General features: G+C 66.5%; 30 protein-coding genes. 2 read left to right on the forward strand and 28 right to left on the reverse strand.

The features are described 5' to 3' along the window. The first annotated feature begins 63 nt into the window (after window positions 1-63). Entirely contained in the window at window positions 64-576 is a 513-nt protein-coding gene (locus OMP43_RS17385; RefSeq protein ID WP_280280792.1) for a helix-turn-helix transcriptional regulator, read from the forward strand. Here the strand turns inward: OMP43_RS17385 and OMP43_RS17390 are convergent. The 14 genes from OMP43_RS17390 to OMP43_RS17455 all read right to left on the reverse strand — a co-directional run bounded on the left by OMP43_RS17390 (window position 573) and on the right by OMP43_RS17455 (window position 13,437). Next, a complete protein-coding gene (locus OMP43_RS17390; protein ID WP_280280793.1) occupies window positions 573-1,187 on the reverse strand; it encodes a hypothetical protein in 615 nt (204 codons plus the stop codon). The two genes, OMP43_RS17385 and OMP43_RS17390, sit on opposite strands and share 4 nt — an antisense overlap. Continuing rightward, window positions 1,187-1,846, reverse strand: coding sequence for a lysozyme (locus OMP43_RS17395; RefSeq protein WP_280280794.1), 660 nt, complete (start codon window positions 1,844-1,846; stop codon window positions 1,187-1,189). Before OMP43_RS17395 ends, OMP43_RS17390 begins: the two co-directional genes overlap by 1 nt. Continuing rightward, window positions 1,827-2,138 (reverse strand): hypothetical protein, encoded by a 312-nt coding sequence (locus OMP43_RS17400; protein ID WP_280280795.1) that lies wholly within the window; start codon window positions 2,136-2,138, stop codon window positions 1,827-1,829. Before OMP43_RS17400 ends, OMP43_RS17395 begins: the two co-directional genes overlap by 20 nt. A 36-nt stretch (window positions 2,139-2,174) precedes the next feature. Next, window positions 2,175-2,573 (reverse strand): hypothetical protein, encoded by a 399-nt coding sequence (locus OMP43_RS17405; RefSeq protein WP_280280796.1) that lies wholly within the window; start codon window positions 2,571-2,573, stop codon window positions 2,175-2,177. A gap of 55 nt (window positions 2,574-2,628) precedes the next feature. Beyond that, on the reverse strand, window positions 2,629-2,946 hold the full coding sequence (locus tag OMP43_RS17410; RefSeq protein WP_280280797.1) for a hypothetical protein: 318 nt from the start codon (window positions 2,944-2,946) through the stop codon (window positions 2,629-2,631). 28 nt (window positions 2,947-2,974) lie between these two features. Continuing rightward, on the reverse strand, window positions 2,975-3,286 hold the full coding sequence (locus OMP43_RS17415; RefSeq protein WP_280280798.1) for a phage tail assembly chaperone: 312 nt from the start codon (window positions 3,284-3,286) through the stop codon (window positions 2,975-2,977). 86 nt (window positions 3,287-3,372) lie between these two features. Beyond that, window positions 3,373-7,335 carry a hypothetical protein gene (locus OMP43_RS17420; RefSeq protein ID WP_280280799.1) on the reverse strand — a complete coding sequence of 1,321 codons (3,963 nt, stop codon included), beginning with the start codon at window positions 7,333-7,335 and terminating at the stop codon, window positions 3,373-3,375. After that, window positions 7,314-8,240, reverse strand: a complete 927-nt coding sequence (locus OMP43_RS17425) for a hypothetical protein (protein WP_280280800.1) — start codon at window positions 8,238-8,240, stop codon at window positions 7,314-7,316. Before OMP43_RS17425 ends, OMP43_RS17420 begins: the two co-directional genes overlap by 22 nt. 10 nt (window positions 8,241-8,250) lie before the next feature. Continuing rightward, the gene (locus tag OMP43_RS17430; protein WP_280280801.1) at window positions 8,251-8,784 is read right to left on the reverse strand and encodes a putative phage tail protein; all 534 of its coding nucleotides are present in this window, start codon (window positions 8,782-8,784) and stop codon (window positions 8,251-8,253) included. Then, window positions 8,781-9,923 carry a baseplate J/gp47 family protein gene (locus OMP43_RS17435; protein WP_280280802.1) on the reverse strand — a complete coding sequence of 381 codons (1,143 nt, stop codon included), beginning with the start codon at window positions 9,921-9,923 and terminating at the stop codon, window positions 8,781-8,783. Before OMP43_RS17435 ends, OMP43_RS17430 begins: the two co-directional genes overlap by 4 nt. Next, complete coding sequence (locus tag OMP43_RS17440) at window positions 9,923-10,453, reverse strand: phage GP46 family protein (protein WP_280280803.1); 531 nt, start codon at window positions 10,451-10,453, stop codon at window positions 9,923-9,925. The genes OMP43_RS17435 and OMP43_RS17440 overlap by 1 nt, the downstream gene beginning before the upstream one ends. Window position 10,454: 1 nt before the next feature. Continuing rightward, on the reverse strand, window positions 10,455-11,000 hold the full coding sequence (locus tag OMP43_RS17445) for a phage baseplate assembly protein (protein ID WP_280280804.1): 546 nt from the start codon (window positions 10,998-11,000) through the stop codon (window positions 10,455-10,457). Then, window positions 11,000-12,127 carry a phage baseplate assembly protein gene (locus OMP43_RS17450; RefSeq protein ID WP_280280805.1) on the reverse strand — a complete coding sequence of 376 codons (1,128 nt, stop codon included), beginning with the start codon at window positions 12,125-12,127 and terminating at the stop codon, window positions 11,000-11,002. Before OMP43_RS17450 ends, OMP43_RS17445 begins: the two co-directional genes overlap by 1 nt. Then, the gene (locus OMP43_RS17455; protein ID WP_280280806.1) at window positions 12,124-13,437 is read right to left on the reverse strand and encodes a DNA circularization N-terminal domain-containing protein; all 1,314 of its coding nucleotides are present in this window, start codon (window positions 13,435-13,437) and stop codon (window positions 12,124-12,126) included. Before OMP43_RS17455 ends, OMP43_RS17450 begins: the two co-directional genes overlap by 4 nt. 50 nt (window positions 13,438-13,487) lie before the next feature. On the opposite strand from OMP43_RS17455, the gene OMP43_RS17460 reads away from it, so the two are divergent. Then, window positions 13,488-13,949 carry a hypothetical protein gene (locus OMP43_RS17460; RefSeq protein WP_280280807.1) on the forward strand — a complete coding sequence of 154 codons (462 nt, stop codon included), beginning with the start codon at window positions 13,488-13,490 and terminating at the stop codon, window positions 13,947-13,949. Here the strand turns inward: OMP43_RS17460 and OMP43_RS17465 are convergent, their stop codons facing one another. The 14 genes from OMP43_RS17465 to gpW all read right to left on the reverse strand — a co-directional run bounded on the left by OMP43_RS17465 (window position 13,950) and on the right by gpW (window position 24,372). Then, a complete protein-coding gene (locus OMP43_RS17465) occupies window positions 13,950-15,614 on the reverse strand; it encodes a glucosaminidase domain-containing protein (RefSeq protein ID WP_280280808.1) in 1,665 nt (554 codons plus the stop codon). Between the two features lie 142 nt (window positions 15,615-15,756). Next, window positions 15,757-16,026, reverse strand: coding sequence for a phage tail assembly protein (locus tag OMP43_RS17470; RefSeq protein WP_280280809.1), 270 nt, complete (start codon window positions 16,024-16,026; stop codon window positions 15,757-15,759). Next, window positions 16,010-16,375: a phage tail tube protein gene (locus OMP43_RS17475; RefSeq protein ID WP_280280810.1), complete on the reverse strand. Its 366-nt coding sequence runs from the start codon at window positions 16,373-16,375 to the stop codon at window positions 16,010-16,012. The genes OMP43_RS17470 and OMP43_RS17475 overlap by 17 nt, the downstream gene beginning before the upstream one ends. Before the next feature lie 12 nt (window positions 16,376-16,387). Beyond that, a complete protein-coding gene (locus OMP43_RS17480; protein WP_280280811.1) occupies window positions 16,388-17,878 on the reverse strand; it encodes a phage tail sheath subtilisin-like domain-containing protein in 1,491 nt (496 codons plus the stop codon). Beyond that, window positions 17,875-18,120 (reverse strand): DUF2635 domain-containing protein, encoded by a 246-nt coding sequence (locus tag OMP43_RS17485; protein WP_280280812.1) that lies wholly within the window; start codon window positions 18,118-18,120, stop codon window positions 17,875-17,877. The genes OMP43_RS17480 and OMP43_RS17485 overlap by 4 nt, the downstream gene beginning before the upstream one ends. A 5-nt stretch (window positions 18,121-18,125) precedes the next feature. Further along, window positions 18,126-18,677, reverse strand: a complete 552-nt coding sequence (locus tag OMP43_RS17490) for a hypothetical protein (protein WP_280280813.1) — start codon at window positions 18,675-18,677, stop codon at window positions 18,126-18,128. Further along, window positions 18,677-19,036, reverse strand: a complete 360-nt coding sequence (locus OMP43_RS17495) for a hypothetical protein (RefSeq protein WP_280280814.1) — start codon at window positions 19,034-19,036, stop codon at window positions 18,677-18,679. Before OMP43_RS17495 ends, OMP43_RS17490 begins: the two co-directional genes overlap by 1 nt. Further along, a complete protein-coding gene (locus tag OMP43_RS17500) occupies window positions 19,037-19,291 on the reverse strand; it encodes a hypothetical protein (RefSeq protein WP_280280815.1) in 255 nt (84 codons plus the stop codon). A 37-nt stretch (window positions 19,292-19,328) separates the two neighbouring features. Beyond that, window positions 19,329-20,378, reverse strand: coding sequence for a major capsid protein (locus OMP43_RS17505; RefSeq protein WP_280280816.1), 1,050 nt, complete (start codon window positions 20,376-20,378; stop codon window positions 19,329-19,331). 65 nt (window positions 20,379-20,443) lie between these two features. Further along, a complete protein-coding gene (locus OMP43_RS17510) occupies window positions 20,444-20,857 on the reverse strand; it encodes a head decoration protein (protein ID WP_280280817.1) in 414 nt (137 codons plus the stop codon). Window positions 20,858-20,895: 38 nt separating this feature from the next. After that, entirely contained in the window at window positions 20,896-21,543 is a 648-nt protein-coding gene (locus OMP43_RS17515; RefSeq protein WP_280280818.1) for a hypothetical protein, read from the reverse strand. A 23-nt stretch (window positions 21,544-21,566) separates the two neighbouring features. Continuing rightward, window positions 21,567-22,460 (reverse strand): S49 family peptidase, encoded by an 894-nt coding sequence (locus OMP43_RS17520; RefSeq protein WP_280280819.1) that lies wholly within the window; start codon window positions 22,458-22,460, stop codon window positions 21,567-21,569. After that, window positions 22,457-24,073 carry a phage portal protein gene (locus OMP43_RS17525; RefSeq protein ID WP_280280820.1) on the reverse strand — a complete coding sequence of 539 codons (1,617 nt, stop codon included), beginning with the start codon at window positions 24,071-24,073 and terminating at the stop codon, window positions 22,457-22,459. The genes OMP43_RS17520 and OMP43_RS17525 overlap by 4 nt, the downstream gene beginning before the upstream one ends. Window positions 24,074-24,111: 38 nt before the next feature. Continuing rightward, window positions 24,112-24,372 carry a gpW family head-tail joining protein gene (gene gpW / locus OMP43_RS17530; RefSeq protein WP_280280821.1) on the reverse strand — a complete coding sequence of 87 codons (261 nt, stop codon included), beginning with the start codon at window positions 24,370-24,372 and terminating at the stop codon, window positions 24,112-24,114. Window positions 24,373-24,521: the final 149 nt, after the last annotated feature.

A 24,521-nucleotide genomic window follows, 5' to 3' on the forward strand; every position in this document is an offset into this window, starting at 1 on the left:
TCTCGGAACCGCCAATAGAAGCGGGACGGGATCGGCCCCTAAGATACAATCGAGGGCAAGACGATGCAAGGTCCCGACATCAAGGCCATCCGCAAGTGGCTAGGCCTATCGCAGGAAGAGTTCGCCGCGCAGATTGGGCTTACCCGGATCAGCCTGGGTACGATGGAGCGCGGCGGCCCGATCGAGCCGCGCACGGAGAAGCTGATCGACGCCACTATGCGGCACCATATCGATGTGAGTTATTCTGGCGCCCTCGGCAAATGGACCGTGGCCCTGCGCGGCCCTGCTGCGCCGAACTCCGGCGCACATCGGATGCACCTCATTCTCCGTGCGGTATACGATCAGGCTGAAGCGATCGAGATCGCCGAAACTGAGAAGCGCGAGCGCTACCCCTTCGCCTTTATTACGATCTGGCCGGGGCCATCGCACGGGGCAGCGTCGAGCCTTGACGCATCGGCGAGCAACGCAGCAGTGATCCTTGACGCATCGGCGAGCAACGCAGCAGCGGTAGACGCGAACGGATCGGTCCGCTCGGCAAGCGAAGTCGCAGGCTTGATCGCCCCGCGCGGGGACTAGGGTGGGGGGAGTGCCGGCTGGCCTCCCCCGAAAGCATGGTCGTTGAAGTCGATATTGCTCTGCCGCCGGACCCACTCCTGAAGGGCTTCCAACTGCAGCGCCTGTTCGGTGGCAATTACCCGGTCTTCGAGGGCCCAGCCGTCGGCACCTTCGGCAGGAAGTCCTTCTTGCGCGGCGGCGCCATCAGATCGGCCGGCGGCTTCGGGAACTGGGGATGCACCACCTGCACGGGCGCCGCCGGTATCGGCTGCGGCCTTGGCGATCCGCACCCGGAGAGCGTCAGCGCGAGCACGCACGTCAGCAAGCTGAACCTGATAATCATGGGAAACTCCTTCGGTGATGCGCTGCTGGTCGACCAGCACACGCTTGGCGTTGGCCTCTGCGACGCGCTGCGCCTGTTCGGTCGCGAGCCGGAAGTTCGAGACGGTCTGCGCATGGGCGACGCGCTCGGCCGCGAGCGAACGGGTCGCCTCGCCCAGGGAGCGCTTCGTGGCGCCGAGCTGGAAATGCGCGACGATCAGCGCGATCGCGAGGATCGGCGTTGCCCACCAGAGCTTCTCGAGGAGCGCGAGTGCGGCGCGGCCGGCGGCCGCAAGGGTGGCGGGCTCCATCAGCGAGCCCCCGCGACGCGCGCCGCATAGTTCGCCGGCGTCTTGCCGGGCAGGATGTTGGTGACGCAGCCCTCCCATTCCCGCGCGCGGCGCCGGACCAGGCCGGGGATCACCTTGCCGCCCGCCTTACGCCAAAGCTTGAACGCATCGCAGCCGACCGCCCACTGACCTGCCTCGAACAGGCGGCGCGCTGACGATCCGCACCAGCCCCTCGGGCCGGCACCGACGTTGTAGGCGAGCGACACCGCGGCGAACCGCTGATAGTCGCGGCCGGGTCGAGCCAGGCGCAGCGACGGCGTGCAGGCCAGCACCGCCTCGGCGTGGGAGACGAGCGCGTCCTCGAGCATGACCGTGCACTGTTGCTCGGTGAAGGTCTTGCCCGCGCGCCGCGCCGCGTCGATCTCCGGCCCGGTGAGGCCGTCGCACGCGGTCGCCACGCCGACGATATCGAGATAGGCGCGCAGATACTGCGGGCCCGAGATATGCTTGATCGTGGCCGTGCCGGTGGTCGCCTCGACCTTGGCGTCAACTTTTCGGCCGCTCTCCTCGCGCGGGATGCTGTTGAACAGCAGTCCAGCGGTGATCAGGCCGACCACGCTGGCGAGGGTCTTCCTGCCCGGCCGCGCGGGCGGCGAGGCACTATTCGTCGGATTTGGCAACGGGCTTCTCCTGCTTGAGGAAGCTCACGGCGATCGTCGCGAGCGAAAGGAGCAGCGGCACGCTCATGGCGATGCCGCGCGGGAGGCGTTCGAGGATCTCGGGTGGCAGCGCGCTCCAGATCGACTGGATCGTGTCGGGTGAGATGAAGGCGAACGCCGATAGCGCCGAACTGAGCGCTGCGATCTGGACCGACCAGCGGCGCCAGACCGCACGGCATTGATCGACTAGGCGCGTGCGCACGCGCGCCGTCAGCAGGCGCCACGCACGGCGCCCGCCGGACAGGATGTTCATGTCAATTCTCCAAGGATGGCGCCGCGGCGCCGGGGATCACTCGGCCGCGATCGGCGCGGCGATCAGCATGCCTTCGGCTGCCTCCATGCCCGCGAGCTCGGTACGGATAGCATCGAGCATCGGCTTGCGCCGCGCCGCGGGAACTTCGAACAGATGAAGGAGCGAGAAGATCATCAGGCGCTGGTTGTTGATGCGCTGGCCCTGGACGCGCAGTTCCGCCTCACAGCGCGCGCGCTCGTCGTCTCGGGAGGCCTCAAGGTGCTTAACCCGTTCCTCCAGCCGCGCGGCCATCGCCATGGCCACCTCGTCGGACTGCTTGCGCTTACCGCGCTGGTGGTCGAGCCAGGTCTTGAGCACGCCACCGAACCCGGCGCTGCCGATCATGCCGACCACGAGGCTCACCATCATTGCCCAGGGGGGCAGGTTCAGGTTCATAGATTACTTCCCCTGTTGGCTGGCGGAGCCAGACGCCAAAATCTAGCGCTGCGGCTCAGGCCTGTGCGGCGGCGCCATCCCCAACGACGGGGCTGCCCGGTGCGACCGGCGGAGAAAGCAGGTCCGACATCGATTTGGCCTCGACGGCCAGGACATTCGGCACGGCCGACAGAACGATCAGCACGTTGCTGATCTGGTTCTTGCTCTCACCTGGCGGCAAGGCGTCGAAAATGGGCTGGAGATTCGCCGCCAGGGTCGCGACCGGCTTGGCGACGAGCAGGTCATGGGCGGACTGCACCAGGGGCAAGGCGGCCTCGGCGATTTGGCGCTCGATCACGGCGCGCTGTTCGATCAGATCGGAAATGGCAGTCATCATTCTCTCCGTTGTGGGAAGTGGTTGATCAAAGACCGGCTTGCTCGAGGAGCAGCACAAGCGCAGCCTGCGCCGCTGCTGGGTCCACGAGGTCAGTGAGGTCCCGGGCGGCCTGGCGCAGCGGTGCGAATTGTGCCTGCCTATCGGGCGGCGCATCGGGAAGTTGGGTCCAATCGGTACGCTGCAGGAACAGGTCCCGCTGTCCGCGGATGTCTGCCCAGGTGAGTTCGAAGCCCACATCCGCCGCTTGGGCGATCGCCTGCCGGCAATGGCCGCAACGCCACCGCACCTTGCCGTCCCCGTCGGCGTCGCGCGTGATCGCGAACAGGTCGATCCGCATGCCGCACCCCGGGCACTTCGCGCGTGAATGCGGAAGCGGCAGGCCCTTCGCAACGATGTGCTCTGATAGCGTCAGCATCGGATCACCTATGGCTTGATGGTCAAGGGGCACGTTTGGCCGTTAGGTGTCGCGGTGCGAACGCTCGAGCCTGCGCCGGGCGAGGTCCAGGAAACGGAGGCCAGATCGGTCCCCGTAGCGCCAAAGTCCGTGACCCCGGCTGGGGCCGTAATGGTCACGTCGTAGCTGCCGTTGTAGGTCTTAACCCCGCCGGTAGAATCGCCATAGATGAAGGTGCCGTCGAAGGAGTTGACCAGCGTCCAGGTCCCGCCGACCTTCGCATAGAGCGACACGGTCCAATCGATATAGGCATACCACTGGCCCGGGCCCGCGCGTTCAGCTGTGGCGCTGGCCGAGAAGGTGCCCTGGTATCGATACTGTCCGCCGTTGGCGTCCGGGTTGCCAGCCTTGCTCATCACGCGCGCAGGGTCGCCCGCGCCGCCTGCCGCATCGACGGTGAGATTGTAGCTGCTCGGGGTCCCCGGCACGTTGATCTTCAGGCGCACGGTGGCCCCGGTGGCGGACAGGCTGTCGAGATACAGGTTGTACGTCTCTCCGGCTGCCAACGGCGCCAACCCGATGGGGCTGAAGACGAACGCCGGAATGTACCCGAGGTTGGACCAGGTTACCGCCTGGCCGTCCGTGACCTGGAACTCCTTCGGCTTTACCGCGATTTCCCAGCCGGTGTTGCCGTTGCCCAAGATGATCTTGCCGCCGGCGTAGATGTCACCGCCGAAGGCTGCGTTTCCGTTCGCCAGCTTGAGCGCGACCTTCCGGAGTGAACCGAACTGGTTCACCATGATGATCTCTTGCGCCCCAAGCGCGGCGGATGACGATACGCTCGGCGCAGTCGGGCCGAAGACGACGTTCGAAAAGCCCTGCGTCGTGCCGGCATTGTGCAAGGAAGCCATTGCACGGAAGGTGCGAGCCGCGCCTACATTGGTGCGCCGCCAGTCGGTTAGCTCGACACCGCCATACCAGTAGCTGATCGTCCCGCCATTGTCTGGGGTGTATTGGACCCCCATCGGCTTGTTGGGATCATAGGAGAGACCCGTCCAGTATCCCGTTCCACCCTCGCGGATCTCAAGTACGCCACCCCATTGGCCGTACATCGCGTAGTTGAGATAGCTAAAGTAATAGTTGAGCGCATTGAGATTGTTCTGATCGGTCAGGCCGATCATCTTATGCCCGAGGGTCGACATGGCGTTTGCCTGGACCCAGGCGCCACCGGTGTAAGCCTCATTCGAGATGAAACCGTCACCCCAGTTCGCGTCGTCGGCTGTCTTGTAGAAGGAACGTCCGCCGCCGCTCACCACCATGCGCGCGGTGCTGAGCAGCGGGGTCAACGGCGCGGCGGCCGGGACGCTGACGTCTGACCGCATCGTGAGGAACGTTGCCGCCTCGGATCCGGCGACGGCGGTTTCGAGCTGCAAGAATCCGGACTGCCGGCCTTGCATATCGGCGACCACACCCGCCAGGGTGCTGACCGTTGCGGGGAGAAGGTCGATCGAATCCGCCGGCCGGAGCACGACGCGATGGATCTTCACCTTTTTCGCGATGTTGGACCAATGGCCATCGCACACGACGTAGATCGTCCCGGAAACTGTCCCGGGAATGAGTTCAAATGGCACCGCCCACCTGTAGATGCCCACGCCGGCACCTGCTCCGCGGGTGATCCCCCCGATGTCGGGCAGTTGCCATAGCGCGTTGTCGAGTGCGCTGAAGGTGGTTGCGCCATCGAACCCGCGCCACAAGCAGCCAATCCCGTTGATCGTTCCGGAGAGAACCTCGATATCGACTTCGGCGACGTATCGGCCTGGCCTGATCGACGCCACCGTCTGGTAAACCCCACATGAGCCCGCTCCGGGGGTGCTGTCGCACAACACCGCGTTCGGGTTTGGCCACAGGCCGGTAGTCTTCGAGGCTGCGATCCCTCCCCAGTTCGCCCAGGAGGTGGCAAACGAGCTCGCCGGCCAGTCCGCGAAGGTCGAATTGTCGAGCGCTGAGCGTGCGCCGACCGATGCGGCCAGGCGCATGTTCTGGAGAGCGGATGCCGCGCTGCTGGACGCGGCGGCGGCACTACCGGCGGCTGCGCTGGCATTCGCGCTCGAGTTTCCTGCCTGCACGGTGGCGGTGTTGGCGCTGTTGCTTGCCGAGGTCGCGCTGGCGCCCGCCGCGCTCTGGCTCGCGCTGGCGCTGGATGCGCTCGATGCTGCCGCACTGGCACTGCCTGCCGCCGCATTCTCGCTGGTAACGTCTTCCAGCTGAAGCTGGCTCACCTCGGCGTCAGAGGTGTTCACGTAGCCGAACAGACCGACCGGGCTGACGAACGCCGCTGTCGGATATGCAGCCAGGATCGAAGCGGCGGTCATATCCACCTTGGGCGTTGTCCAGGTGTTGAGCGCGGGACTCGGCGCTCCGGCATAGGCGCTCCACACCACACCGAGAAAGTCGCCGGCCGAGTTGACCGCGTATACGCCGAGATAGGTGTAGCCGCCGCCTTGATTGATGACGCGGAACCGGCACGTCAGGCGCAGCGTGGCCCCGGCGGCAAGAGGCATGAGGAACGTGCCGTAGAATGCCCCGCCGTTGGTGGTGCGCATCAGACCGCCGCTAATCGCAGCGTTTCCACCCCAGCTTCCGTCGCGGGCCCAGTTGTACGGGTCGGTGAAGTTGCCCGGCACGGTGGCCTGCGACGCCAACCGCGCGCTATCGCGGGCAGCGGCGGCCACACCTGCGTTGGTCGCGGCGCTGCTCGCACTGCCGGCGGCGTTCGTCGCGCTGGTGCTTGCCTGTCCAGCCGATGTGCCGGCCTCGGCGGCCTTGGTCGTTGCGGTTGTTGCGCTGGTGCTCGCCGAACTGGCGCTGCCGGCAGCGGCGCTTTGCGACGCCGCCGCACTACTGGCGCTGCTCGCGGCCGCGCTCGCGCTGCCAGCTGCCAGGCCTTGGGCCGTCTGGGCGCCGTCCCGCGCCGTCGCCGCGGTGCTGGCGCTGGTCGCCGCGCTGGTAGCGCTGCCGGCCGCGTTGGTGGCGCTGGTCGCCGCCTGGCCGGCACTGACACTGGCGGCGCCGGCGCTGCTATTCGCCGCCGTGGCGCTCCCTTGTGCCGCCGTTGCCGAGCCGGCTGCCTGATCCGCCTTGGTGCTGGCGATGGTAGCGCTGCCAGCCGCCGCGCTAGCGCTTCCGCCCGCCGCGGTTGCCTGTACAATCGCAGCGTCCCGCGCGCCACCGGCGGCCGTGGCGGCCGCCTGGGCATCGTTTCGGGCGGTCTGCGCGGCAGCCGCATAGGCTGCGGCCGCATCGGCGCTGGCCGCGGCCGAGACGGTATCACCGTAGATTTCCACGAGTGCGCCGAGGTCAACGTGCATCTGGTCGACTTGCGCGACGAGCATTTCAGCAGGCCGATCGCCGACAGGCGTACCGGTCGGCGCGCCCACAGTAGCGCCATCCTCGGGCCGGTTGCCGTCGTCGTCGGCGGTGCCGGACCAGGTCGACGTGCGTGAAGCCGCGATGCGCAGCGCGTCCGACAGGCGCGCGAGCGCGATGCGATAATCCTCGAGCCGGGCGTCAAAGACGACGCGATCGACCGGTGTGTCGACGTCGGTCTGGTTCAGCGGCGGAACCAGCTCATCTCGATAGTCCAGCCACGCTGCGCGCGACGCCCGGGCCAATTCCAGGGTGGAGGAGACATCGCCATCGGTCGGCAACTCGCCCGCACGCTGGGCAAGCATCGCCCAGAGGCTCTCCAGCTCCCGCTCAAGAGCCGGCAGCCGCTTCTTCTTCTCGTCGATCGAGATGATCCCGTCATCGCCGAGGGCTTCGATGCGGTCGATCGCGGAAGAGGCCGCGCTGGAAATGAACTGAATCTGCTGAGCCGTCGGAAGTCCGATCGCCTCGCCGACATCCGCGAGGCTGGCGAGGACCGGCTGGCCCGACTGGAAAGTGGCGATGGTCGTGTCGCGCGGAAGCATCAGCGGCCAGTGGCCTTCCACCACACGATCCGCGGCGAGGTGAATTTCTGATCTTTGTTCGTGCTGTCGACGCGGACGCCGCAGCCGTTCAACGAGGGCCCGCCGGGGAAGGTCACGGTGCAGGGACGAAAGGTGTTACTCGGCCCATCGTCCGCGTTGCCGGTGATTGCCCAGCACACCTCGTTGAAGCTGGTCGGGAAGGTGATCGTGCCGGTATTCGAGCTGGATCCGTTCGGGAGGAGCGTGACCGACCCGCCCATTTCGATCTTGCCACCAGCCACCGTGTACCAATAGCCGTTCGCATTATCGCCCGAGGCGGCCGCCATCGCTGCCGGGGTGAGCACGGTTGTTGCACTGGTGCCGGCGATAAATTCGGCCATCGTGGCCGCCGGTACATTGATGATCCGATCGGCGGTGAGATCGCCACCGCCCACGGCGAGGCCGGATGCTGTGATCTTGCGCGAGGTGAACGCGCGGGCGCCAAGGGCCGCGGTGACGGTGGCCGCATAGTTGGGGTCGTTGCCGAGCGCGCTCGACAGCTTCCTGAGCGTGTCGAGCACAGCACCGTCCACCAGACCGCTGATCCGCGAGGTCACCAGCGCGGCCGCCCCCTGCGGATGAACGACCTTGTTGGTGATCAGACCGGCGATGGTCTCGGCGGCGCTCGCGAAGGTGACGCCACCCGCCGCGACCAGCGCCTGGATGGCGTCGCGCAACTGCGTGCGGTTTGTCTTCGACAGCGCGGCGCCGGATGCGAGGATGACCGCGACGATCTCCTCCTGGATCATGTTCAGCCAGTCCGGCGAGACGATCGTCGGCGGGGTCGGCACCGAGGGATCCCCGCCGGTGAAGTATCCCGGCGTGCCGGAGACGGCCGAAGGGTCTGGCAGCGACGGCGATGCCGTCGGCCCATCAATTCGCTGCATTGGTTTGTCCTCAGATCAGGAGGATGGTGGTCTCGGCCGGCTTGATCGCCTCGAGCTCGGCTATCAGCGCGGCGGGGGGGAGCCCGCCGGTGTTCGTGGTGATGTGGACGCCCCATGCATCCGCCCAGGCCTGCCCATAGGCGGCGTCGCCGGCATTGAAATGCCCGACGCGGAGGGGGGCATAGTTGGTGATCGTGATCGTGAAGCCGAGCGTGGCGGCGAAGGAAATGAACCGCTCGCGGGACTGGCCGCCGGCACCAACGAGGCGGGCCACCACCTTTGCTCGGCGCTGCTCGATGCTCGCGCCGTCCGCGGCGTGCAGCCCGACGGTCGCCTCCCATTCTTCGATCAGGGCGTCGGTCGTGGCCGGGAAGGTGTCCTCGAGCAGTTGAACCGCCGCCGCATCGATCCGCCACCAGGTCAGTGCCAGCGCGCGCAGCAGCTTGCCCTGGACCGACGTCCCATCCTCGGGCCAAACCGCCCCCCGGGGCATCAGCGCCCGGGCAGCCGCGGCGTAATCCTCTTGCGAGAACCGCGCGCTCATGCCGCCCAGGTGACCGCGCCCAGCGCCGGGAGAAAGCCGGCGTTGGAGATGATGTTGCCCGCGGCGCCGGGGTTGACGGTGCCGGCGCCGGCGGTGATGCCGATGATCACGAACCCGGCCGAGCCGTTCACCGCGGCGATCGCCGCCTCGATCGCCGAAACATTCGTCTTTCCGCCCGGGATGCCGCCCAGAAACAGGGCGTTCTTGATCGCGATCACGATAGCGGCCTTGAGGCTGTCGCTGGCGGTGCCCAGGCCGGCAATCGTCATGTTGATGGTGTTCGCGCGGGGCGCGACAGCATAGACGAGAGGCGTCGCCGGCTGCTTGACGAACAGCGCATTCGCAACGGTGAGCTGGTCGCCCGTTGCGGGGGTATCCCGTCGCTCGCCGGCAGCCACGCCGTTCCCGCCCTGCGGATAGCCACCATGGACCGCCTGGGCATCGTCCATCATGAAATAGACGACGACGGTGGACGGGCCCATGCCATTCGGCACCGCCCAGGCGCGCGTCACGCCCGGCACCTCCCGAGCCCAGCGCTCATAGTCGCTCTTGGAACCACCCTGCGGCGGGTTCGCGAAGGCGAACATCATGCGGGCGCGCAGGGAGTCGTCGAGTTCGACATTCGCGCCGCCAGTCAGGGGGCCGATCGCGATACCGCCCGAAGCTACACCGCTGACGCCGGCAACGATCGCGAAGCCCGTGCCGGCACCGCTATTGCCCGCGCTGCCGGGCGTGCTTGCGGTGACGGGGACTGCGGCAACGCCGCCAACCACGGTGGTGTCCTGCGAGGCTGCGAAGGCGAAGCCGTCGCTCCGAAGAACCGGCGTGCCCTCCGGCACCACGGCGCCATTCGTGCCGTTGAAGCGAACGATGCCGGCCGCGCGCGTGGCCGGCTTGCGCGTGACCCCCTTGAATGCGGACCAGCCCTCCAGCGCCTCCTCCTCCGCGGTGAAGGGCACGCCCTGCTTCGCCATATAGTCGAGATAGCCGTACTGACCGTTGGCGAGGCCAGCCTGGGTCACGGCCATCGTGCGCAGGTTGGAGAAACGCAGGAGGGCCTCGGTCGCCGGCAGCGAAGATATTACATCTGCCTCGGCCTGCGCCTTGAGCTGATCGCGGGTCGGACGCGGGAATGCCATCAGAGATCCTTCCAGGCGAACTGGGTGGCGACGCGCACGGCATTGCCATCCGGCTGCGCCACGACGACGAGCAGGCCGAGCATCGCGCCGGGCGACACCCATTCGGCAGTGACGTTCACGCTCGCCGCGGCGCCATCCGACACGAGCCAGGCGCACGCCGCCTCGGCATATGCCTTGGCGAGCAGAAGGGTGGCGGGCGTCTTCTTGGCCCGACTTAGAAGCCAGAGCTTCGAGCCCATGGTACTGTCGCCCCACCAGCCGCGCGGATCCCCGCTTGCGTCGGGGATAACGTCGTCGTCGTCAGCGGGCGCATCGGTGTGGAGGCTGAGCAGCACCGCCGTCTCGATATCGTTGCCGGACATCAGGCCTGAACCGGGCAGGGCGCCGTTGGCGACGGTCGCCACTGCGAAGCCGTCCGGGCCGATGATCGGCTTGCCCGCGCCGTCCACCGCGAAGGGATAGACAGGGGATGGCAGGGACCAGTCGCCCCGTCCCAGGGAGGCGTCCCAGATGGTCATGATATCGGCCATGCTATGCCTTCTTGTCCGGCGGCCCCGAGCCCCACTGGCCGCCCTTGGCGGCCGGCGGGTGCGTGTGAGCGTTGTAGGCGTCGTAGAGCTTGTTCAGGCTGACCTTCGTGCCATCGGCGCGGCTGATCACGTCACCGGTCGTCTCGACATCGCACTCGCAGCGGACCTTGCTCGCGTTCTTGATGGTAACAGGTCCGCCGGCGGCGTCGATCTCGATCCCGTCCGCGGTCAACTTCATGATCCGGCCGCGCACGTCATAGATTGCGGTGTCGCCGGCCTTCAGGTCAGTCGGGCGGGAATCGCGGTGCTGGCTGGCGATGGCGATGCTGCGCGAGCGCTCCCCGTTCCCACGAATCACCACGATCTCCGATCCCTCGGGCAAGGTCGAGGTGAAGCCGAACTCCATGACGCGCGGCACCTTGTCGGTGATACGGTTGGCCCCGCCGGTGCCGACGAACCCCTCCGTCAACTGAACGAGCTGCACCTCCTTGCTGTCGTCGGTGAGTGTGGCCCGGCCAACACCGACCAGCGCCAGAAGCCTGGCCATCATTGCTCGGTCGGTCCTTTGACATCCGACGCTGCGACATTGAGCAGCGAGATCGGCTCGATCGCGAAGGCCTCCTTCGGCATGAGCACCAGGTCGGCATGAGTTCCGCTCTTGTCGCGACGAAAGCGCGCGCTCGCGATCAGGAGCGGGCTGACTTTGCACCCTGGCACGTCGACAGGCACAAGCCTGTTCGGCAGCCATAGCTCGCCGTCCTTGTCCCGCCAGCTGTCCACCGTCACTTCGACGACGATCGACTGGCCCATGCGGCGTGTAGCCTCCCACCGCGCGCGACGCTTGGTGAAGTCCTCGGCCAACTCCTCGCCACCGACCGATTCCAAGATGATGTTCAGCCGCCGATGGCGGCGAACGTTGGGGTCTTTCTCGGTGTGGAAGAAATCCGAACCGGGGATGTCACCGTAGACAGCAGCACGATAGCGGCAGCAGACGATTTCCGAGAACCGTTGGTGCATCGAGACCGAGACCGAGCCGCGCTCGACATTGCCACCAGGGCCCGCTTTGATTCCGCTGGCCGACTGTGTTTCGCCGACATTGGCCAGCATCAGCTCGCCTTCCGCGCTCTCATAGGCGACGAGGCCTGCATTCTGGGCCACGCGCTGCACTATCGCGGCGCCGGTTTCGGAATACTCCAGCGTCCATTGTGGCACCTTCGGGCCTGGGGCTGCGCCGTCCGCCAAATTGACCCGCACGCCGTAGGGCTCCGCGATCTTTTCTGAGATCGCCAGCGCATCCAGATCGATCATCTGGGCCGTCTCATATTCCGCCGAACAATCGACCAGATCCTGTGTCTTCCCGCGGCCAGAGAGCATCAGGCTATGCGAGTCGACGTCGAAGCTCTCGACTCGCTCATCTAGATAGCCGGTAACGACGCGGTCATCCCCGATCGAAACCCAGCAGAGGTCCCCGGGATTGCCCGGCGTGCCCTCGCCGCCCTGCTTGACCGTGGCCGAGGAGGAGAGCGAGAAGCCGTTCGGGAAGCCGTCGCAACGCAGAGTGATGTCCACGTTCTCCCATCCCGCAATGGACTTCCCGCCGGTGACGACGATGTCATCACCACCATCACCATCGCTCGGGGGATTGCCGATCGTGATCGAGACTTTCTCGGTCATGCGGCCAGCGCCTGGATCTTGGTGGGCATGAACAGCGGGCTCACGCATTTCGGGCCGGCGGCGGCCACCAACTCCTCCGCTCGAGCAGGATCACGATAGAAGCGCTGGGCCAGCGCCAGCGCCGGGATGGCGGCGGGCACTTCGAAGGTGCGAACATGGGTGAGGGTAGCGCCGCGGGCCCGGAGATCGTCGACGACTGCCACGCGCAACGTCCGGAGCGCTTCATAGAGGCTGTCCTGGCCCTGCTCGCTCGCGACGTTGAGCGCCGCGTCGATCGCGTCGGTGATGCGCCGGAGCAGCGCAAATGCATCGTCGTAGCTGGCCGGCTTGTAGGTCGTGGTAGCCCGCGCCAGTTCGAGGGTGGCGGCGAGGATGAAGGCGCCCGACACGGCCAGGCCACTCGGCGTCGCGGCGCCGATCCCCTGGGGCCGGAAAATCAGAAGCTGGGACAGCAGACGGATGCTGTCGGCAGGATCCGCGCACGCCTTGGACAATGCCGAGATCATATCCTTGACGGCCGCCGCGTAATCGCTCTCGGTGGTGGACACGGTGAGGTTGGACAGCACCTCGCTGACCTTGGCCGACGCGGCGCCGATGGCGGCGCGGTCGTCGGCAGCATGCTCGACCAGCTCCGCCATGGTCGAAGGCGTCGCCGCCGCCACGGCGCCGCGCGCATACCGCCCGTAATTGCCGGGCAAGGAGGCGACCAGACGCGACAGCGCCGTCGCATCGTTGCCGAGCATCTCGACCTGGCCGGTCCACTGATCGGAGGTGTCGCGCAAGCTCCCGCTGGCCGCTCCCGAAGAACTCTTGCCGGACATGCCGATCGCCACCGCAGCCGTCACCGCCACGCCGATCGCCGTGATCACCGTGCCCGATGCCGAGATCATATCGAGCGACAGGCCTGGGAATGCCTGCTTGCCGGCTTCGATGAAGCTGAACTCCACCCAGCTCACGGTTGCGCCATCGAGCGATTCGCTGACGCTGACGCTCTCGCAGTTCACCATGAGCAAGCCCAGGGTGGGATGCGTCAGCGGGCCGGCGCCACTGGCCTTGGCGGCAGCGTAGAGCAGCAGCCGCTGTACCTCGATCGGGGCGCCCGCATAGACCCGGTCGTTGTCGAGGAGGAAGCCACGAAGCCGGTAGCGGGTCAGGCCTCGGCCGACATCCTCGGACCAGACGTCGTTCGACCCCCAATATTCGTGAGGGGCGATGCGCCGGCCGACGGTGGTGCTCTGGTCGGTGACGGCAAAGGGAACGCCCCGGAAGCTCGCGGGGAGCAGGCGGGTCGATCCGTTGAGAATGGACATGCTGGACCCCCGTGGGTGATACATCGCGCGGCGAATCGAAGGAGAGGGCGATGCTGGGACTGTTGCTGCTGGCGGTTGTCACCGCAGGCACTGACGACTGGAGCTCGTATACGAACGTCCGGTACGGCTTCACCGCTTGTTATCCGCGTGCGGTGCTGGTGCCACAGCCGGAAGCCGCCAATAGTGATGGGCGTAAGTTTGCTGCTGCCGATGGCGCCGAGCTGGCGGCATATGGCGCAACAGCTGGCCCCGATGGTTTTCACGGCGAACTTCGACTGTTCGAGGCAGACATCGTCAAGGCGGGTGGCAAGATAACCTACCGCGCGAGCGGCAAAACTTGGGGCGTCATCTCGGGCGAGACCCGCACGAAAACCTACTACATCAAGGCACTTAGTCGAGGAGATCAGGTGCTGGTTTTCAACTTTGAGTACCCAAATAGTGCGGCGGGAAAATACAACCCTATCGTGTCCGCGATGTCGAAGTGCTTCCGAGCTGGAGCCCCCGGTTACTGATCACTTGACCGCGTGGCTGATTGCCGGCCGCGGGCCTCGCCCAGCTTGAACGGTTGACGAAGTTCCGGGCGGCGCGTTGGGGAGCCTCACCTCAACAGTCACCGGAATGTTCGTGCTCGATGGCCTATCGTATTTCCCGAGATCGTTCCGACGGATGACTGATTTCAGCTTCTGTCCGTAGTGAGTGTCCGTAGCGTAGGTGCCCTGCAGTGCGTCAGCATAGTCATCCGAGTTGGTAGCTGCGCGGGCCTTGGCATAGCGCCGACCTTGGAGGAGGCGAGCGTGCGCGTCGAAAGCCTCCTCAAGGCTGTCGAATTTCCGAAATCGAGCGTTGATCCAATAGGAGCGCCCCCACCGATCCTCTTCACGCGTCCTGGCAACGACGTAGGGTTCGCCGGCTTTCGCTTTGATCCCGAACGGATTATTGCTGCCCCGCGGCATCCGGCGGCCGAAGCTGCTTTCCAACCCGTACTGCCCGAGCGTGATTGAAGCTGGCACACCGTATTTGGACTGGGTTCGCTGGGCGGCGGTGATCGCCCCTCGTGTTAGCCCCGCCGCCGCACGTTCGATCGCTTGGCCACCGCGCTCAGTGGCAGCGCCACCCCGTTCGACCGAGCGCGCGCCTGGCGTGAAGACGTTCTTGACCACGCCACCGAACGAGGCGCCGCCCGAGCCCATCAACGCCCGGCCGCCGGAAAGGACGGCGTCGTAGCCCGGTTCCGCGACGTTCGCCGCCTCGCTGCCGGCCCACGCCATGGCGCGGTCTTTCATCTGGCTGACCATGGTGCCCTTGCGCTGGATGCGCTGCGCGCGGGCGATGTCTTCGTCATCGACCATGTACGCAGTGCGCCCAGCATCGGCCATATCGGTCGCCAGCGCCTTGCCGCCCTGGGCGAAGACCGAGATCATCGTGTCGGACAGGCCGAGCGCGTGCGCGGCCGTGCGCCGGCCGGAGCTGTTCTGGCGCGCTATGGCATCAGCGATGGCGGGCAGCATCTTCTCGACATCGACGGTGCCGTCGTCGTGCAGCTGCAGCTTCACCCCCATCTTGCTCAGGATCGCCAGGGCGTCGTTGTTTCGGCCATAGCGCGCGTCGTTCAGGGTCTGCGAGAGACTGGCGATGCCGCCGGTGGCGGTTCCCTTGTCGACCCCCATGCGCTCGCTGGCGGCGACGAACTGCTGCATCTCCTTGCGCGCAACGCCCATGGTATCGGCCATGCGGCCGATCGTGGCGGCGCCTTTGCTCCAACCGTCGACCAGCCGAAAGGCGCCGTAGGCGAGGCTGCCCAGGATACCGACCGTGGCGCCGGCCACCACGCCGAGGCCGCCGAGCATCATGCTCATGGTGCCGCCAGCTTCGGCGGCACCGGCCAGCCCCGTCGCCGCCTCGGCAGCGGCTGCGCGGATGCCGCCCAGCCGGCTGGTGATGCCGCTCGTGACCGACCGGCCGCCCAGCGCGCGGGCGGTGGCACGCTCGACGTTGCCGAACGACCGGATCATCCCCGACGATGTGCGGGACACCGTGGCCTGGGTCTCGCGTGCCCAGGCGCGATTGTTGGCGCTCAGGTGCTTCGGGATCAGCCCGACGCGCTTCTCCGCGGACTTGGCGCCCTTGGCTGTTTTGTCGTCCGCCGTGATGGCGATCGAGACCTTTGGCTGGCTCATTCGCTACCCTCATCTACCTGCAGAAGGCCAGCCCAGATCAACCAGGTCGTGAGCGTGGACCATGGACGCGTCGCGATCTCGTCGGGCATCTTGCCGTACCGTTGGGCCAAGGCGTCCAGCGCCTCGGGCCAGCCAGCCGGCCTCAGTCCAAAAAAGCGGCAATCCTGCGTGACGCGCGAATGAAATCGCGCGCCGCCAGCTTCTCGACGTCGACCGGCGGGATGCCGGCCACGACGGAAATGGCCTTCACGTCGGCCTCCACGCCGCTCAAGCGGTCCCATTGCATCATCTCGCCTGCGGTCGGCTCGCGAATGACGATGCTGGCGATGGGCCCCGCGACCCCGTCGATCGCCTTGCGGAAGGTGATGACGAGATCTTCGTCCAGACCGGGCTCCTCAGGCTTCGCTGACATCGGCACCCTCCCACTGGATCGAGAACGTGCCATCCTCGGCGTCGACCTCGAGCGGCTCGCCCGCGCGCCACATGTTGCGGCCGATCACCGTTTTTCCATTCGCGAGGCTCGCGACGACCGTGACATCGGTGGCGTTTCCCAACTCCTGGATCGAGATCGAGCCGCTATCGCGCAGCTTCGCCTTGATCATGCCAGCCTCGGGCACGGACTTGAGACCATGGATGCCATCAAGGCCCTTGAGGGTCTCGTTGGTGTTCTGGGTGGGGCGATAGGCGAACTCGCCGACCAGCTGACAGCTCTTGCTGTCGATGGTCAGATAGACCGTGCCGGCGATCATATTGTCGGCCATTGGTGTGGTTCCTTAGCTGAGCTTGAACTGGACGAGGACGGCCATGACGCGCAGCTGGCCGATCACGGTGATCGGCAGCAGGACGTCCACGCGGCCGGGCGAACTGGCGTTCTTCGTGACCGCGACGGAAGCGGCGAAGGCTTCCGAGTTCTGGACCCACGCCTGTTCGCTTTCGAGGCTGCGATAGAGCGCGATCAACTCGGCCTTGATCGTCGCCGGGGTGACGACGTTGGCACCGGGCCCGTAGCGCACGCCGTCGCTACCCAGCTTCACCTGGGCGAACTTGGTCGTGAACAGCGTCGAATAGGCGCGGAGCACCGCCATCAGCGTGAACAGCGTCTCGACGTCCAGATAGCTATTGTCCGCCTGGCCCTGTGCGTTGGTCTGGAACGTCGTGATGAGCCGCTCGATCTGGACCGTGCCGTCGCGCATCACCTTGAACGTGCCGATACCGTCATAGAGCAGCACCGCACGCTGGGACGCGAGGAACTGGCTCGAAACGGGGGGCGCCAGCACCCCGGCGATCCGCACGGTCTGCAGTGGCACGCCCGGATCCGCGCGCAGGCTCACCGCGGCGGCACCCGCGACAGCCGCCGACCACACATAGTTGGGCGAGGGACTGTCGTTGAACCCGAGGCAGGAAAGGTGCTGATCGTTGAGGCCGATGCCGAAGGTGGCAAGCGCGCCCTGCGTGCCGCGCTTCGCGATGAAAGCATGGCCGTAGAGCTGCGAGGTGTAGGACCAGCGCCCGGTCAGGTCGTTCAGCAGGCCGCTGATCGCCGCGATCGAAGTCGCGTCGGTATAGGGGCTTACGATGAAGTCGAACGGCAGATCGCCGAGCGCCGCCAGAGCGTTGGTCAGCGACGGGTTCAGCAGTCCGCCCGCCATGGGGGCGAAGGTGACGGTAACCCCGCCCGGCAGCTGCTGGCCGCCTGCCGTGCCCAGATAATTCACCCGGAGGTCGATGTCGTTCCCGGCCAGGCCCTTGTTCTTGGCTGTCACGTTGACCTTCGAGGTGGTGACGCCGTCGACCACAGCAGTGACCGGCAGGTCGACGGTAGCGTTGATCGCAGCGGCCAGAGTCGTGGCAATCGTGGCGGCGGTGGCGGCACTGGCGACCGGCACCGAAACGAGCTGGCCCGCGATGTAGAGGCTGATGATGCCTGCCGCGGTGGCGGGCCCCGCGATCGTGATCGCGCCGGCCGCCGCGGTGCCGACTGGATCATCGGCGATCGGGAGATACCAGACCTCGCCGAACGGGTCGTTCGCCCGGTAGCCGGCAATCATCGCGGCCAGCATTGAGCCGGCGCCGCCCGCGGTGCGGGCCTCGGTCGCGCTGGCGACCAACGTCGGCACGTTCGCGGGCAGGCTGGCGCCTGCGGTGATCTGGCCGATGACCAGCGCGCGCTGCGTGCCCGAGGCGGTGTTCGCCTGGCTCGCGTCCAGCTCGTTATAGAGGCCGGGAACCCGCAGACCTGCGGGGATCGTCTTGAACGGGATCATGCCTTGTCCTCGTCGCTGGAGGGGAGGGCCGAGGCCTTCGCGCGGGGCGGGCGGCCACCGGTGGGCGGGTTCTCTTCCGGCGCGGCGCCGGGCTCGACCGTCTGGTCGGCGGGGAGGAGATCGCCGTCGGCGATAGCGCGCGCGAAATAGGGGTCGTTGGGGTCGATGTCGGCGCCCGGCTCGAGCGCAAGCTTGGTGACCGGATCGCGCACAAGCGTGCCCGGGGCGGTGGTGACGATCATGGCGGCTACTCGCTCTGGAAGGCGGCCCACTGGACGCCGGGGTGAATGGGATCGGTTGCGACGATCTCGGTAAGGATCTCGGTCGGCAGCGGGGCGAAGTCCTCGGCCGTCTCGTAAATCTCGAAGGTGTAATCGGACTGGATGCCGGCGAGCATGGTCGCCTGGGCTTCGAACGCGAACTGCGTCTGGACGCTGATCAACTGCTGCACATGCTGGAACAGTGGCTGGCTGTTGATGATCGCGCGCTCGTTCTCGGCCTTGATCGCCCAAAGGCGCTCCTCGACCTCGGAGCTTTTCGCATCCGTGATAGACACTGGGGCGGAGACTTCGCTGATGACGCGGATGATTGGTGTGGTGACGAAGCCGATCGACCCGCGACCCTGACCGAGCTTGGTTTCCCCTATCAGGCGCAGCTTGGTGCGCGGATAGTCATCGGGCTGAGTCGGGAGCACGCCGGGACTATCTACGCGCCCCTCTGCCGATGTCGGCCAGGACTGGTCCTCGCGCTGGGCGAAGACCGCGACTACCAAGTCGAACAGGTCCGCTGCGGTGGTCATCAGGCCGCCTCGATCAAGATAAGCAGGGTATGGCCGTGGCCATCGGCCTGGGGCTCGGAGACCGCATACTTGTCGCCATTCGACATGGTTATGATGTCGCCCTGCTCGGGCTGGCGCCGCCCGGGCTGCTCGAACAGTGCGTCGCGGACGCCAAGCACCGGATGGTAGGTGGTGGAGGTTACGCCGTCGCCGAGATCGAGCACCTGCCGATAGGCTGAGTCAAAAACGGCGTCGGGCAACTGGAACGCCGCACCGCCGCGCGGATGGAAAGTCGGCCACGACGAAGGGTCGTTGGACTTCCCCTCGCCGAATACCGCCATGATCGTTGCGAGCAGCTCGGTGTCCCAGTCGATCGCCACTTACTGTTCCTTGATCTCGGCGCCTGCCGAGGTCGGCGGACCGTCGGCATTGACGGTCACCGAACCATCTTCGGCGAGGAGGAAGCCCGATTTGCGCAGCTTCGCGCCTTCCTTCACCGAGAGGATCACCGTGCCGCCCGGGCCGACGTCGCCGTCGTCGGTCGTCACGGTGCGGCCCGGAGCGACAGTGAACTCCTCGATGTCTTCGTTGGCGGGTGCGGTTTCGGCCTGATCGGCCGCATTCTTGGTAGCCATCTATTCTACTCCAAAAGAGGGAGGGGCGGCGCTTCGATCAAAGGACCGAAGCGCAGAGCGCGGCGTTGACGCGCTCGGGAATGACCAGCGGGGCGGACTGCATCATGATGATCCGCTGCGCCGGATCCTCCATGATCCAGGTCTTCGGCGCATAGGCCATCGCCTTGTAGTTGAACTTGGGGTCCATGATCATGCCGAAGGCCCGCGTGCCCATCAGCTCGGGGCCACCCATGATCACCGTGCCATCGGCCAGCATGGGCTGCTCGACGCCGCTCGCGTCGATGTACCAGTCGTTGTAGAGCCAGAGCCGGAACTGGCCCCAGGTGCCCATGAACACGCCACCCTTCCGGACCTGGGGGCCTGCCTCGATCTGGTTGCTGGGCAGCGAAAGTGCCGGAGTGATGATCGCGCCCTGGACGCCCTCGGCGGTCTTGAACTTCTTCCAGGCGCCGTTGGTGAACACGATATCGGTGGGCGTGGCGCCGCTCGCCTTCAGGATCGCCGCGGCCCAGTCGGTGATCTGGCCGTCGATGTTAGTGTCGCGGCCGGCGGCGTTGACGGTCTGACCCCAGCGGTTTGCGCCGGTCAGCGCGACCGTCAGCGCGGCGGAGCGACCGAAGTTGATCACGGTGGTGGGGAAGCCCTCGCCGGCGATGGTCACGCTGCCGGTGGTGAGAGCGGATGCCGCCATCCACTCGAGACGGCGGTTCACCATGTCGACCTGGTCGGCCATCTCGAGCTGAAGATTGGCCAGTTCGCGCTCGCCCGCGGTGAGCTCGCCACCGATCTTCTCGCCGATCTGGCGGCGCACCGGCTTGCGGAGATCCGGCGCGCGCTTGTCCTTGATGTACGCCGGCTTGAACGTGTTCGACTGATAGCGGCGCTGCTCGACGAGCTTGCCCTCGACCAGCGGCGAGCAGAACGGGGCCATGCGGCGAAGACCGACGTCGACGTCGATGATGACTTCCTCGGTGTCGGCTTCGGTGATGCCGGGGAAGAACAGGTCCAGCAGGAAATTCTGCGAGGTCTTGAGGTTGGGAACGATGCCGACCAGCTTCGCGGTCGTATAGGTGATTGCGTCAGCCATCTTGCGGGCTCCAAGAAAAGGGCCCGCGGTGACGCGGGCTCAGGGATCGATCGTGAAAGGGTGGATCAGGTCGGATCGGCAGCGGTGACCGGCGACTTGATGAAGAGGTTGTAGCCAGCGGCCGCCTCCATCCCCGCCTTGGCGGTGCTGAGGGTGATGCCGGTGCCGAGGATCAGCGCGTTGCCGTTGAGCTCCGCCTGCCGGAACACGGGGCCGGTCACGTCGCCGCCGGTCGAGTCGACGTCGTCGACCAGCGCGGTCACCGGCGTCTGCGAACCGTCATTCGAGGCGGCAAGGGCCTGGGTCAGCTTTCCGCTCGCCGTGATCTTCCCCAGCACGGTGCCGCGCTTGTAGATCGCGCCGCCCGTGATCGTGGCATTATCGGTGACGATCTTGAGATCGCCGCCGATCAGCTGGTCCGGGATGTAGGTGTCCGTGGTCATGCCCGGCTGGAAGGGCGGGGCGCCAAAGGTGGTCATGTCGTGTCTTCCTTCCTAGAGGATGGTGGCGGCCGGGATCAGCGGATCCCGGCCTTCTCGGCCGCCTTGGCAGCCATCTCGACGAAGGCGTCGACCTCGCCCTTGGCACGCGGCTTCGCCGCGTTGCCGCCGGTGCCCGGGTTCGGGAGCACGACGCGCGACATGCGGCGATGGAGACGCGAGCCGGATTCAGCCGGCGCCTGGCCGGTCGTGGCCATGTCGAGCATGGCGATCGCCTGGGTGCTCGGCATCTCGTCGTTGAACGCGAGATGCGCGGCCATGTCGGGACGCAGGCCAGCGGAGGCAGCGCCGAAGATGCGACGGCCACGAGCCTGGGCGGCGAGGTAACCCTCGCGGCGCGCCTGCGCCATTTCCTCGTCATCGTCGTCGGATTCGGCCTTGCCCTCGGCCTCCTCGTCCTCGTCCTTCTCGGCGCGGCGGGCGCGACGCGACGCGCGCTTGCCTTCCTTGCCGTCGTCGGTCTCCGCTTCCTGGTCGGGAGCGTCGTCCTCGGCGCCCTCTTCCGGGGTGTCATCCTCGGCGTCGGGCTGCTCGTCGCGGTCTTCGTCTTCGATCTCGTCCTCGGTCGCCGCAGCGGCGCCGCCGCCGCCGGCCTTCATGCCAGGAATGAACGAAAGCAGGTGTGCGAACGGGGCAGTCCCCGTCCGGGCATTGGGCTTGGCCATGTCGGGTTCCTTCCCGGTTGGTGTCAGGCGATCTCGGCGAGCAGCGCGCGGAAAGCCGCGTCGGGAGCCATCACTGCATCGGCAAGGCCGGCAGTGATGCCTGCAGCTCCCATGAAAGTCGCGGCCTGCTGGCCGCGGACCTTCGAGGCCGCGAGGCCCCGGTTCCTGCCCACGGTTTCGTGGAGCAGGTCACCCATCGCGTCGACGTCCGCCTTGATCGCATCATAGGCGTCGGCGCTGAGGGGGATTTCGGAATGGCCGTCCGTCTTGCGGTCAGCCCCTTCGGAGGTGATGAACGTGACCTTCAGGCCGGCCTGGGTGATCGCCTTCGACATATCGACGTGCATGCAGATGCACCCGTTCGAGCCGGTGCCACCGGTACGCGGCACATAGATCCTGCCGGGATCAACCGCGGAGGCGAGAACATAGGCGGCGGAATAGGCGACCTCGCTCAGGATCGCGGCGATCGGCTTGTCGCCGCGCGCGGCGTGGATGGTGTCGACTAGGTCGAACAGGCCAGCGACCGCGCCGCCGCCCGACTGGATATCCAGCGCGATCGCCCGCACCTGTTCATCAGCTCGCGCGGTGAGGAACGCCTGGCGGATGCCGTCATAGCCGGTCATGCCGGAGTAAGGGCGGAGCGAACGGGTCTTCTGGGCGAGGGTGCCGGAGACCGGGATGATCGCGACGCCGGCGACGAGATCGTAACCCGGGTCCGCCGAGCGGCTTCGCGATGACGAGGTCACGAAAACTTCGTCATCCTCCATCGCTTCGGTGACGAGCTGCCCGTTGGCGCGCACCAGCTGGGTGATCCCCAACTTCTCGGCCAAGGCCGCCATGGCGATCTCCGCTTTTCGGGGGTGGATCGCGAGCGGCGTGTTGAACATCTCCTGCGCGAGAAGGGCGAACTCGATCATGTGGCCTCCGGGTCCTTGATCGTGCGGTTGGCCGGCTCACCCTGCGGGTTCATGCCCGACCAAGTCGGCAGCGGGATGCCCGCTTCCTCGAAGCGACGGATGGTGTGCTTGCGCGCGGCGATCATGTCGGCAGCATCGAGGCCCTGCTCGGCGCAGAGCTCCTCGTAATCCATCAGGGCCGCGTCCATGCCGAGCACAGCGCCCTTCACTTCGTCGACGGGGTTGGTCCATCCGCGGGGCGGGCCGATCCATTTCGCCCGCGCATAGGCGTCGGCGCATTCGAAGAACTCGGGCGCGCCGACGGGAAGGGGAGGATCGTCGAGGTCCATCGCCTCTTCGACGAAGGCTTCGCGGATCGGCTGGCAGAACCCGTTCGCGTAGTCGTCGCGACGACGTGAGAGCGTCTTGAAGAACTCCTGCAGCGCGCCCTGGTGCGAACTATAGTTGACGTCCGACCAGTTGTTGGTGACCTGCTGGGTCGAAACGCCGGCGGCGGAGGCGACATTGCGCAGCACCGCGGCCTCGAATTCCTTGAAGTTCGCGTTGGGGCGCGCGGTGGTGACTTGGCCGAGCTTTTCACCCGGAAAGAGCTTCGTCATCGAGGCGCCCGTGCCCGGGGCCTTCAGCTTGTTCTGCCGATGGTATTCGGCGCGCTCGGCCTGATAGGCGTTGAGCGCGTCTGCACCGTTCAGCGCGCCTTCGACGAACTCCTGATCGAAGGGGCTCTCGATGTAGGCGCTGAAGATCGCGTTGAGCAGCGAGGCGTCCAACTCGGCGACGTCGTACTGGAAGAGCATCCGCAGCCGGTGGAGCACCGGGGCGAGGATGCCGGCGCCGCCCCGATGCGCCGCCGCCTGTTCGTGATCATAGTCGTGGACGATGATCGGACGGCCCCAATCGGTCTCGCGCGGAATGCGATCCCAGGCCATGCTATCCGCGCCAGCCCAGACGTCATTCTGGTGAGCGCGGCGAATATGATAGGCGACCGCGATGCCGTCATCGTTCTGATCGAGTTCGACGCCGCCACGCATGTACCGCTGATCCATGGCGTTGACCGGGTTCGACAGACGATCGGGATCGATGATCTGGAGCGTGGTCGCATAGTGCGATCGACCGGGGCCGATCCGGTCTGGCCGCCAGTGCAGCATTGCGAGAGCATCGCCGTCAACCAGCTTATGCCGGAAGCCTAGGCGATATTGCTGGGGAAGGGTGAGCTTACGGCTAAGGTCATTCCAACGGCCGCGGCGCAGCGCGAAAGAGCGATAGGCCGCGTCCAGCCAGCGCCCATATTCATAGGCCCAACTCTCATCAAAGGCCCGGATGCCAGAATAGGAGGCGAGGGCACTGAAATCCGGCTTGGAGATAGGCCGGAAATTGGCGCCGACGGCACTGTCGAGAATGCGAGTGATAGTGCCAGACGCCCAACCATCGTTGCGCACTATGTCGCGGACGCGGGCGACGATCGTGTCGCGATAGGAGTTGAGCGCTCCATCGGGGGAGGTGAGATACGGCCACCAGCCCGCCATGTGGTCGCTGTAGAAGTCGGCGGCGTCATAGGGGATGCCGTTGTTACCACCCACCAAGGCGCCTGCGCGACTGGGCGGTCGAACCATTGGATTTCCGCGATGGTCGAGGATCGAGACCGTCTCCACTAGCGGATGAACCTGATCGGCCGGCGCGGGGAGGGGGTGATACCGAGCCCGTGCTGCAGCTGCTGGATAAGGGCAGTGCATTCGGCGACGGTGGTCACCTTCTTCGTAAGTGCCTTAGCGCCGTCGCCCTGGGTGTAGGAGATGCTGGCGATCGCCTTGCCCGACATCAGCTCGATCAGCGCGAGCTGTGCGGATGCCAGTGCGGGGCGAAGCCCGGCATCATCCATGCCGGCGAAGATGCCGGTGGTGATCATCCCCATGGCGATGTCCTCTCAGCTATGCGAGCAGCCGCGCCCGAGTGCCTGGGTTGGTCTTGGTCGGAGCCTCCCCGACCTTAACCGTGACGGTCCTCACCTCCGCAGGTGGAGGATGGGGCGCGACGCCCGCGGGTGCGGGGTCGGAGGAGGGG

This window comes from Sphingomonas sp. CBMAI 2297 (assembly GCF_029870595.1).
GTDB lineage: Bacteria > Pseudomonadota > Alphaproteobacteria > Sphingomonadales > Sphingomonadaceae > Sphingomonas.

Coding starts and splice junctions, on each gene's coding strand:
- OMP43_RS17485 (WP_280280812.1), bottom strand. CDS start 18,120: ATGATCGTCACCACCGCCCCGGGCACGCTTGTGCGCGATCCGGTCACC.
- gpW (WP_280280821.1), bottom strand. CDS start 24,372: ATGGGGATGATCACCACCGGCATCTTCGCCGGCATGGATGATGCCGGG.
- OMP43_RS17425 (WP_280280800.1), bottom strand. CDS start 8,240: ATGCAGCGAATTGATGGGCCGACGGCATCGCCGTCGCTGCCAGACCCT.
- OMP43_RS17470 (WP_280280809.1), bottom strand. CDS start 16,026: ATGTCAGCGAAGCCTGAGGAGCCCGGTCTGGACGAAGATCTCGTCATC.
- OMP43_RS17465 (WP_280280808.1), bottom strand. CDS start 15,614: ATGAGCCAGCCAAAGGTCTCGATCGCCATCACGGCGGACGACAAAACA.
- OMP43_RS17400 (WP_280280795.1), bottom strand. CDS start 2,138: ATGAACATCCTGTCCGGCGGGCGCCGTGCGTGGCGCCTGCTGACGGCG.
- OMP43_RS17410 (WP_280280797.1), bottom strand. CDS start 2,946: ATGACTGCCATTTCCGATCTGATCGAACAGCGCGCCGTGATCGAGCGC.
- OMP43_RS17455 (WP_280280806.1), bottom strand. CDS start 13,437: ATGTCCATTCTCAACGGATCGACCCGCCTGCTCCCCGCGAGCTTCCGG.
- OMP43_RS17510 (WP_280280817.1), bottom strand. CDS start 20,857: ATGACCACCTTTGGCGCCCCGCCCTTCCAGCCGGGCATGACCACGGAC.
- OMP43_RS17430 (WP_280280801.1), bottom strand. CDS start 8,784: ATGAGCGCGCGGTTCTCGCAAGAGGATTACGCCGCGGCTGCCCGGGCG.
- OMP43_RS17480 (WP_280280811.1), bottom strand. CDS start 17,878: ATGATCCCGTTCAAGACGATCCCCGCAGGTCTGCGGGTTCCCGGCCTC.
- OMP43_RS17500 (WP_280280815.1), bottom strand. CDS start 19,291: ATGGCTACCAAGAATGCGGCCGATCAGGCCGAAACCGCACCCGCCAAC.
- OMP43_RS17460 (WP_280280807.1), top strand. CDS start 13,488: ATGCTGGGACTGTTGCTGCTGGCGGTTGTCACCGCAGGCACTGACGAC.
- OMP43_RS17515 (WP_280280818.1), bottom strand. CDS start 21,543: ATGGCCAAGCCCAATGCCCGGACGGGGACTGCCCCGTTCGCACACCTG.
- OMP43_RS17475 (WP_280280810.1), bottom strand. CDS start 16,375: ATGGCCGACAATATGATCGCCGGCACGGTCTATCTGACCATCGACAGC.
- OMP43_RS17450 (WP_280280805.1), bottom strand. CDS start 12,127: ATGACCGAGAAAGTCTCGATCACGATCGGCAATCCCCCGAGCGATGGT.
- OMP43_RS17390 (WP_280280793.1), bottom strand. CDS start 1,187: ATGGAGCCCGCCACCCTTGCGGCCGCCGGCCGCGCCGCACTCGCGCTC.
- OMP43_RS17405 (WP_280280796.1), bottom strand. CDS start 2,573: ATGAACCTGAACCTGCCCCCCTGGGCAATGATGGTGAGCCTCGTGGTC.
- OMP43_RS17415 (WP_280280798.1), bottom strand. CDS start 3,286: ATGCGGATCGACCTGTTCGCGATCACGCGCGACGCCGACGGGGACGGC.
- OMP43_RS17520 (WP_280280819.1), bottom strand. CDS start 22,460: ATGATCGAGTTCGCCCTTCTCGCGCAGGAGATGTTCAACACGCCGCTC.
- OMP43_RS17505 (WP_280280816.1), bottom strand. CDS start 20,378: ATGGCTGACGCAATCACCTATACGACCGCGAAGCTGGTCGGCATCGTT.
- OMP43_RS17445 (WP_280280804.1), bottom strand. CDS start 11,000: ATGGCCAGGCTTCTGGCGCTGGTCGGTGTTGGCCGGGCCACACTCACC.
- OMP43_RS17435 (WP_280280802.1), bottom strand. CDS start 9,923: ATGGCATTCCCGCGTCCGACCCGCGATCAGCTCAAGGCGCAGGCCGAG.
- OMP43_RS17525 (WP_280280820.1), bottom strand. CDS start 24,073: ATGGTTCGACCGCCCAGTCGCGCAGGCGCCTTGGTGGGTGGTAACAAC.
- OMP43_RS17440 (WP_280280803.1), bottom strand. CDS start 10,453: ATGGCCGATATCATGACCATCTGGGACGCCTCCCTGGGACGGGGCGAC.
- OMP43_RS17490 (WP_280280813.1), bottom strand. CDS start 18,677: ATGACCACCGCAGCGGACCTGTTCGACTTGGTAGTCGCGGTCTTCGCC.
- OMP43_RS17385 (WP_280280792.1), top strand. CDS start 64: ATGCAAGGTCCCGACATCAAGGCCATCCGCAAGTGGCTAGGCCTATCG.